9 protein-coding genes are annotated in these 8,638 nt (G+C 34.4%); all 9 read left to right on the top strand.

Annotated features, from left to right (window positions below; all coding sequences use genetic code 11):
• Nucleotides 1-130: 130 nt before the first annotated feature.
• The 9 genes from H6A27_RS13595 to H6A27_RS13635 all read left to right on the top strand — a co-directional run bounded on the left by H6A27_RS13595 (nt 131) and on the right by H6A27_RS13635 (nt 8,332).
• On the top strand, nt 131-583 hold the full coding sequence (locus H6A27_RS13595; protein WP_204509074.1) for a hypothetical protein: 453 nt from the start codon (nt 131-133) through the stop codon (nt 581-583).
• 41 nt (nt 584-624) lie between these two features.
• Entirely contained in the window at nt 625-1,629 is a 1,005-nt protein-coding gene (locus H6A27_RS13600; protein WP_239469694.1) for an ADP-ribosylglycohydrolase family protein, read from the top strand.
• Between the two features lie 248 nt (nt 1,630-1,877).
• Nucleotides 1,878-2,957: an ADP-ribosylglycohydrolase family protein gene (locus H6A27_RS13605; RefSeq protein WP_204509075.1), complete on the top strand. Its 1,080-nt coding sequence runs from the start codon at nt 1,878-1,880 to the stop codon at nt 2,955-2,957.
• Between the two features lie 148 nt (nt 2,958-3,105).
• A complete protein-coding gene (locus H6A27_RS13610) occupies nt 3,106-4,977 on the top strand; it encodes a RelA/SpoT family protein (protein ID WP_204509076.1) in 1,872 nt (623 codons plus the stop codon).
• 87 nt (nt 4,978-5,064) lie between these two features.
• A complete protein-coding gene (locus H6A27_RS13615; RefSeq protein ID WP_204509077.1) occupies nt 5,065-5,619 on the top strand; it encodes a hypothetical protein in 555 nt (184 codons plus the stop codon).
• A gap of 59 nt (nt 5,620-5,678) precedes the next feature.
• Nucleotides 5,679-6,032, top strand: a complete 354-nt coding sequence (locus H6A27_RS13620; protein WP_204509078.1) for a hypothetical protein — start codon at nt 5,679-5,681, stop codon at nt 6,030-6,032.
• Between the two features lie 8 nt (nt 6,033-6,040).
• Nucleotides 6,041-7,036 carry a hypothetical protein gene (locus tag H6A27_RS13625; protein WP_204509079.1) on the top strand — a complete coding sequence of 332 codons (996 nt, stop codon included), beginning with the start codon at nt 6,041-6,043 and terminating at the stop codon, nt 7,034-7,036.
• A gap of 32 nt (nt 7,037-7,068) precedes the next feature.
• Nucleotides 7,069-7,752, top strand: coding sequence for a PP2C family protein-serine/threonine phosphatase (locus H6A27_RS13630; protein WP_204509080.1), 684 nt, complete (start codon nt 7,069-7,071; stop codon nt 7,750-7,752).
• A gap of 67 nt (nt 7,753-7,819) precedes the next feature.
• Complete coding sequence (locus tag H6A27_RS13635) at nt 7,820-8,332, top strand: hypothetical protein (protein ID WP_204509081.1); 513 nt, start codon at nt 7,820-7,822, stop codon at nt 8,330-8,332.
• The last annotated feature ends 306 nt before the right edge of the window (nt 8,333-8,638 follow it).

The following is an 8,638-nucleotide window of genomic DNA, read 5'->3' on the forward strand; positions in this document are numbered from 1 at the left end:
AAAGAGCAATTTTGCTTATTAAAGCATTGAATTTAAGAGCATTGTATTAACAATAACGAGGGCGTTTTGTACTACGTTTTTAGGAACGTAGAACTGGACACCCTAATTAAAAAGTAAATAGTAGAATTCTATGAAAGTATTTATTTCTTATCCTGAAATTCAAGATATTGTATTTTTAAAGACAGGTAAAAATATAATTTTATCATTTAAAGATGATCGAACCGTGACCGTAGGACATACTTTGTCTGTTAGAATTCCTCTATTGGGGCAAATAGAAAAAGATATTAAAGTCAATATAACAATAGAGGAAATACATGGAATGGATATTAAGCTGAAATATTCCATGTCTTTAGGTATGGAAATGTTATTCTCTGGTGTTAGGAAAGTTTTAGCAGATATTATAGAAAACTCTCAATTACTTTCGTGGGGCGAAGATAGTAAAATCATTATACTTCATCTTGATAAAGTAGCTGAGAAGATGAATATCCATAACTTTAATCAGTTGATAAACCACTGTAGTGATATTGCATTTAAGGCAGAGGAAGATGGTGTATTGATATCGTTCAAGTTGCAAGATTTATAGTTGTGTGTATGGTGAAAGATATTTAAATAGTAAAGAATACGATGGAAAATAAAGGTATAAAAAATCGGATTAGAGGATCACTGATAGGCGGAGCCATAGGAGATGCTTTAGGGTATCCTGTAGAGTTCTTACCATACGGTAGTATATTAAGGAAGTATGGACGAATGGGTATAACACGCTATGATACAACTCAATGGTGGTCTGAGGATTCCAGTAATAATGGAATAGCAGTCATTTCCGATGATACACAGATGACTTTGTTTACAGCTTGTGGTATCTTGAATGCAAAAAAAACAGATACTGATATCATTCCATCAGTTTGTGAAGCATATATTGAATGGCTATTTACACAAACCAATAGGAATAAAGAAGGATTTGATAAATGTTGGATTCGAGAACTTCCTGAACTTAATGTACGTAGAGCTCCTGGTAATACTTGTATAACGGCCTTAAATAGTATTTTGACTGGTTATGAACCTTGCAATAATAGTAAGGGATGTGGCGGTGTAATGCGTATTGCTCCTATACCTCTTTATGGTGTTGTTGAAAATCGTATAGATATAAAAAAGGTTTGTTGTCTTGCTGCAGATGCGGCAGCTCTTACTCATCAGCATCCTTTGGCATATATCTCATCATTCTTTGTGGCATATATAATTTACCGTTTGATACAGAGTGAAAGTACAGAACGCGAAATGTATAAAGAGTATATTCGTGAAGGACTTGCTTTGATTGTAGAAATGTATCCTAAATATGATGATGAGGTGGTACAGTTTTGTAGGTTGATAAAAACAGCTATTCTTTTATCTGATATCTCAACTGATGATGTTAGGACAATTGAAAATGAGATAGGTGGTGGTTGGGTCGCTGAGGAAACTGTTGCAATTGCCATTTATTGTTCGTTAGCATATTTTGATAACTTTGAAAGAGCGATAATTGCAGCTGTTAATCATAGCGGTGATAGTGATTCAACCGGCGCAATAACAGGAAATATACTTGGTGCTGTAATCGGATATGAAAATTTACCTTGGTTTTATAAAAAAACTTAGAACTTCATGATGTGATTTTGCATATTGCAGATGACCTTTTTAAAGGCGAAGAATCTAAATTAAATGACTGAATATGATTGTTGCAAATATCACCACCCAATATGAAAGAATCAAGCTGTCTAAAATATACCTTGAATCAGACGAATAATATTTTGTTTCTAAATGATAGATGAGACGGCTGTTTTGGATGCTATTTGTAAAAAAGAATGTGTCTTTATAGTGAAGAAATACAAAACAGTAAAAGATGTATGGAAAATAAAGAAATAAATAATCGAATAAGAGGTTCACTGATAGGCGGAGCAATAGGAGATGCGTTAGGGTACCCCGTTGAGTTTTTGTCTTGGAGTAATATAAAGAATAAATATGGGACAACTGGAATTACACGCTATGATAGGCAGTCTGAAAATTCTATCGACAAAGGTTTGGCACTTGTTTCTGATGATACGCAAATGACCTTATATACAGCATGTGGTATTCTTAATGCAGAAAAGGATGGCACAGCTATTGTCCCTTCAATTTGTGAGGCTTATACCGAATGGTTGTTGACGCAGATTAGGAAAAAGAAAGAAGGTTTCGACCAATGCTGGATTGGTAAACTTCAGGAAATGAATTCATGCAGAGCGCCAGGAAATACATGTATCAACTCTCTTATGGAACTTATGAATGGATATAAGCCTTGTAATGACAGTAAAGGATGTGGTGGTGTAATGCGTATTGCTCCTATTCCTCTCTATGGAGCTGTTGATAATCGTATGAATATAAGCCAAGTGTGTAAGTTGGCAGCGGAAGTATCTGAACTGACTCATCAACATCCATTAGGGTATATTCCATCAGCGTTTGTTGCATATTTGATTTATCGTTTGGCTTTGGACGAAAATCCAACAAGAGAAAATTTCATAACATATATCAAGGAAGGACTTTCTTTTATTTCAGATAATTTCCATAAATATAATGATGCGGTAGGTGAGTTTATTTTACTGGTGGATAGAGCTATATTTTACGCAAAGAGTGCAAATGATGATGTTAAAAATATTGAGAACTATTTAGGACGTGGTTGGGTTGCCGAAGAAACAGTTGCAATTGCCGTCTATTGTTCGCTTGCCTATTTTGATGATTTTGAAAAGGCCATTATTGCAGCTGTAAACCATAGTGGTGACAGTGATTCTACTGGTGCTGTTACTGGAAATATACTTGGTGCGGCAATAGGATATGAAGCCTTACCTGATTTTTACAAAGAGAGTCTGGAACTACATGACGTTATTATTCATATTGCTGATGATATTTATAATGGAAAGGAAACTGCGTACAAATCGATCCTTCTTATGTAGGAAAGATCAAACAAATAATGAAAGTAAATCTTAACGCTATGTATGATTAAGTTCTGGAGATATTATCTTTTTTATCCTTCTTTATGATAGATGGAATTGCATTTGGCACTCCATTTTATAAAGAAGGATTTTTTAATTACGATACATTATGGGAAATGAATACTTGATTAAAATTAATGAAAGTGTAAACGAACTGTTTTATACTATTGAACAACGGATGTCAGATGACGATATGATTCGCATTCGCTCGGCTTACGAACTAGCAAAGGAAGCGCATAAAAATCAGAAACGTAAGACTGGTGAGCCGTACATTATTCATCCTATTGCAGTAGCTCGTATTGTTGCTGAGGAATTTGAGTTGGGAGCCAATCCCATAATGGCTGCTTTTCTGCATGATGTGGTTGAAGATACACATTACACGCTGGATGATATTAAGGAACGTTTTGGGGATGACGTCGCATTTCTTGTGGGCGTTGTAACTAAACAGAAGAAAGCCGAATATAATCAGTCTAAGCAGATTGATAATTATAGACAGATTTTGGCATCTGTACAGTTTGATGTCAGAGCTATTCTGATAAAACTAGCTGACCGTCTTCATAATATGCGTACATTGGACAGTATGAAGCCTGATAAACAGATGAAGATAGCAGGTGAAACGGATTATTTCTATGCTCCTTTGGCAAACCGTCTTGGTATGTATCATGTGAAAACTGAACTTGAGAATCTTTCTTTCAGATTCAGATGTCCGAGAGAATATTATTTCCTTGAAAATCTTATGGAAAAGGAGAAGACGGAAAATCAAAGCCGTATTGATGCTTTCATAAGTAAAATGGAATATATTCTGAAGGAAAACAATATTAGAGCCAGAACGGAAATCAGATATCGTATGCCGTATAGCATGTGGAGAAAAATGAATAGTATGGAGTGCGATTTCCAGCATGTGGACGGCAAACATTATGTGCGTATTGTATATGAGGCATCTGGCATTATGGAAGAGAAATATATAAGTTTGAAAATATATTCTGTCTTGACTGATTATTTTAAGGAAAAGCCTGGAAGTGTTTCTAATTATATCAATGCTCCTAAAGAAAACGGATATCAGAGCTTTCATCTTAAACTTTTATGTGATAACGGTAATTGGGAAGAGATTCACATATCATCTGAAAGAATGGTTCGTAACTCCAGATTAGGATGTGCTGCGGAACGTACTGAGTCGAACTTGAAATCATGGTTGGATAAGTTTAAGTCTGTTCTTGAGGATGTGGCATACAATAGTGAGATGGATTATATGGATGGTGTGACATCTTCTTTTTACAACGACGATATACTTGTTTTTACTCCTGATGGTAAAGGAATTATTTTATCCAAGGGGGCTACGGCAATAGATTTTGCATATGAAGTTCATAGTAAGATTGGAGAACAAGCTGTCTATGCCAGAATTAACGGGAAACTGTCATCTGTAAAAACTGAACTGCACCGAGGTGATTGTGTAGAAATAGGTACGAATGAGCAATCAGAGCCAGATGAGGATTGGCTTGATTGCGTAAAAACTTATAAAGCTAAAAGGCATTTGCGCCAGTTCTTTCGTAATCAGCCTATGTTGAAATATATCAGATGTAATTGTTGTCATCCTTTACCTGGTGATGAAGTTATTGGATTTAAAGACGTGAATGGTAAGATTACACTACATACCAGAAACTGTTCTTCTGCTATAAGGATGGCATCAAGACAGGGAGATTCTATTGTCGCTGTAAATTTTGAACCTGATGATAGATTTTTATATCCCGTAAGGATTCAGATTAGAGGTGTTGACAGGTATCATATTCTTAGTGATGTGATAGAATGTATAACCGACAAACTTAAACTTTCTATAGATAGTCTCCATACAGAAACTATAGATCGAATAGTAGAATGTTATATTGACTTTAAGGTGCATTCGAGAGAAGATTTGGACTATGTTATAACTCTTATTAGTGACATTGTTGGTGTTGATGAAGCATATTGCGTAAATATTGAATGAAAATGTAGTGAAAAATGAGAAAATCTAAACGTTTAGTATAGATTTTGTTAATATGGTATTAATGTATAGTATTCAAATTAAATAACGATGAAAAAGTATATATTGTTTATTATTGGTTTTTTCTTTATTACTGTGGGATATTCACAGAGTAATTTTCATAATTATTTCAGTCAGGTGTCAGGAGATTATGTGCAAGTTGGTTATGGAAAAGGATATATATTATTCAGATATCCATCACCCAATAACCAATTTGTGAGATTGGAATATTTGAGTTCTAAAGACGGGATGAATTATTATGGTGGAAATACTTTTCAGGTTGTAATTGCAAATAATAGTAGTAGAGTTTGTGTATGTACGGCTCGATATTCAAATTGGTATAATTATTGCGGCCCTGTTCCTATACCAGATCCGTATAGCAAAGGTCAAAATAGTAGAAGCTCCGCTACTACTTCTTCGAAGTGTCCTTGGTGTAATGGTAGCGGACGCATATCAAAGAATGAGCATGTTGTTCAATATGGATTAAATGATTATGATTTGTATGTAAAATGTAATGAATGTGGAGAAACTTATAATCGTACTTATCGTAATCATTATCATTTGAATTGTGGACATTGTGGAGGGACAGGAAGGCTGTCAAATTAAAGATTTGTTTGTGAATAATAAATGTTATTATTTTTATTATGTAGAAGATTGATACTGATATGAAAACAATAAAGAATAATCAAAAGATGACAATATTAGGAAGCGTTTTTTATGGGGTTGAAGATATTATCAATCATGCTCTAAGTGGTAGGCCTCAAAATGGGGTATATGTAGGATATGATTCAGAAAGATATCCATGTTTTGATAGTGAAGACTTTATATATGAGCGCAGACAATATTGGAATTTTGTATTTGCTGTGAGTTTGGATGACTTGGCTGTCAAACTGGAGAAACTAAAAAACATGAAACAATTAGGGTATAACTTTAATAAACTCACACAAGAATTGCATCCAATGGCATATTGGCAGGGAGATTCCAATAATCCAATATTGTTGACTGATGAAAATGATTGAATACAATTATGGAAGAAAAGTGTAACATAACAAATTTTTGCAGCCATAAGTTGAAAGATTGTTATGACCCAGTAGCTAATACTCTGGATATTCGGTCTGACGGCTTATATCCGTCCAATGTCTTGAGTAATCTGTGTAGCAATGGATTCCGGTTTGAAGGGATGGTGTGTGGCAGTATGGAGGGTTTTTTGCAGTCGTTGAAATATAAGGATAGAGATAAACAGAGACAGATTTGCAGTATGAAAGGAGGCAATGCCAGAAAGCGCACTGTCACATCATGGCAAACAGATCAAATAGTATGGTGGAAAGGATATGCTGTTGACAGGCAAGGTGAAGAATTCCTACAACTGGTAAGACGCGCTTATCAAGCAATGTTTGATCAAAGTCAGAGGTTTCGTGACGCACTTATGCAGACACGTGGAATAACACTTATTCATTCTATAGGAGAAATGAATCCTTACAGGACAATTCTGACCTCACAAGAGTTCTGTAGCATACTGACAGATATCAGAGATGTTTATGATAAACGTGACAAAAATCTTCCGAAACGCAGAAAACGTGTTTTCATCAATATGGACAATGTACTGGTGGAATCTCATTCGGTAAAAGAAAATCAAGGCAATGAGCCCCTTAGTATGTATGGAGGTAGAATTGATAATATACCAGGAGCTATTGATGCAATATTTGAACTTCAAAAAGATTTTGATTTGTATATTCTGATTACTACTCCATGGAATAATCCTTCTGTTTTGTTAAATAAGGTAGAGTGGGTAACACGTACTCTTGGAGATATGTTTAAAGAACATATAATATTGACAAGTAGAAAAGACCTATTTATAGGTGATTATCTGATAGACAGCATAGGAAATTATGGAACATCAGAATTTGGAGGTGAATGGATTAGGCTTGGTAGTGAAAATTATCCAGATTGGCATTCCGTTATTTTGTATTTATATAAGAAAGAAGAATTAGATAAAAGGGTATTTAAAGCTTGTGACAGTTGAGAATTGATATATTAAATGAAAACGACTAAAATATGAATATATATTATGCAACATTAAGTAAGACAGGAAAACGTTCTAATAACGAAGATTCTTTCAGTGTTATTCAAGCAGATGATAATTCACGTTGGTTCGGTATTGTATGCGATGGATTAGGCGGTCATGCTTTTGGCGAAGTGGCTAGCGAAACGGTAACAAAAGCTTTTACTGACTATTGGAAGGAAAATTATGAAGAAAAAGATACGGAAGAAAAGGTGAATAATGCGTGTATTTTTGCCTACAACGAATTGAATAAGCGTGCGGACAGTTTGAAACATACAGAAATGGGTACAACAATGGTGATGGCAAGTATAGAAGGTAATATTGTAACAGTTGCACATATAGGAGATAGCAGATGTTATATTTTACGTAATGATGGAGGGCTGTTATATCAGACGCAAGATCATGTGAATCAGATTTTCGGTTGGGAAACTCTTTCCAGATGTTTTTTTTCTTACAATTCCAAGAATCTTATTCCTGATATAGTACAGCTTCATTTGGAAACCGGAGACCGTATGTTGCTTTGTTCCGACGGAGTATATAAAAGTATTTTTCCTTATATACTTCAGGAACGGATTATGGACAATAAGTCACCTGAAGATATTTTGGATGTTTTCGATTTCCTTTGTGAGAAGAATGGAAATGATAACTATACAGCTATTTTGGCTTGTGTAGAATAATGTAAATGTTTTTATAAATTCAAATAGTAGTATGGTTGTTATACATCCGAAAGATAAAACCACAAGTATGCTTTCGGTTCTTTATGAAGGTCTTGAGCATACCTATATTGATCAAAGCAATAGTAAAAAGGATATTTGTCATATCTTGAATCATGTTCCGCGTCATGAACGTATTTATCTTTTAGGGCATGGATCTGATAAAGGTCTTTTTTCTAGAGAGAATGACAACCATAATGATTTCGACAGGCTTATGGTATATCATCCTCATGCTTATTATCTGCGTAAGCATGGCTGCAATATTGTAGCGATGTGGTGTAATGCCAATCTGTTTGCTGAGAAGGAAAAATTGTATGGACTTTTTACCGGCATGATTGTAACAGAAATGAGCGAAGCTTTGTTGTATAGCATTAATACATCACAAGAGGAGTTGGATAGGGAAAATATTAAGTTAGTAAAACGTCTGCGTTTACTTCTGGACAATAATGTACCGTTGCCTGATATTCCGTCAAGAATATTAGCTATGGATGATGTACACTCGCAGCTTACTGATTTTAATTATCACAACTTCTATTATTTATGAATGTAAACTAATCGGCTGAAAATATCATTTTCTTCAAATGCTGATACTCATAAAAACGGTAGAAGTTAGAGTCAGAATAATATAGTGTTTTTTCAATTTTAAAACTCATAATAATGAAGAGACGGTAATATCATGTAAATAGTAAGTTTTAAATTTTTGATGTTTTATATTAATCCCTTTGACAGAAGATTATAATAACCCGTTGGCGGAATTAAATTGATAAAAGATTTATGAATAAAAAGTTGTGCATGTTGTTGATATTTAGTAAATTAAAGATGCCCAAACTTTTAATAGACAAATATCGTA

Origin of the sequence: Bacteroides caecigallinarum, from assembly GCF_016902295.1 — a bacterium.
Lineage (GTDB): Bacteria > Bacteroidota > Bacteroidia > Bacteroidales > Bacteroidaceae > Phocaeicola > Phocaeicola caecigallinarum_A.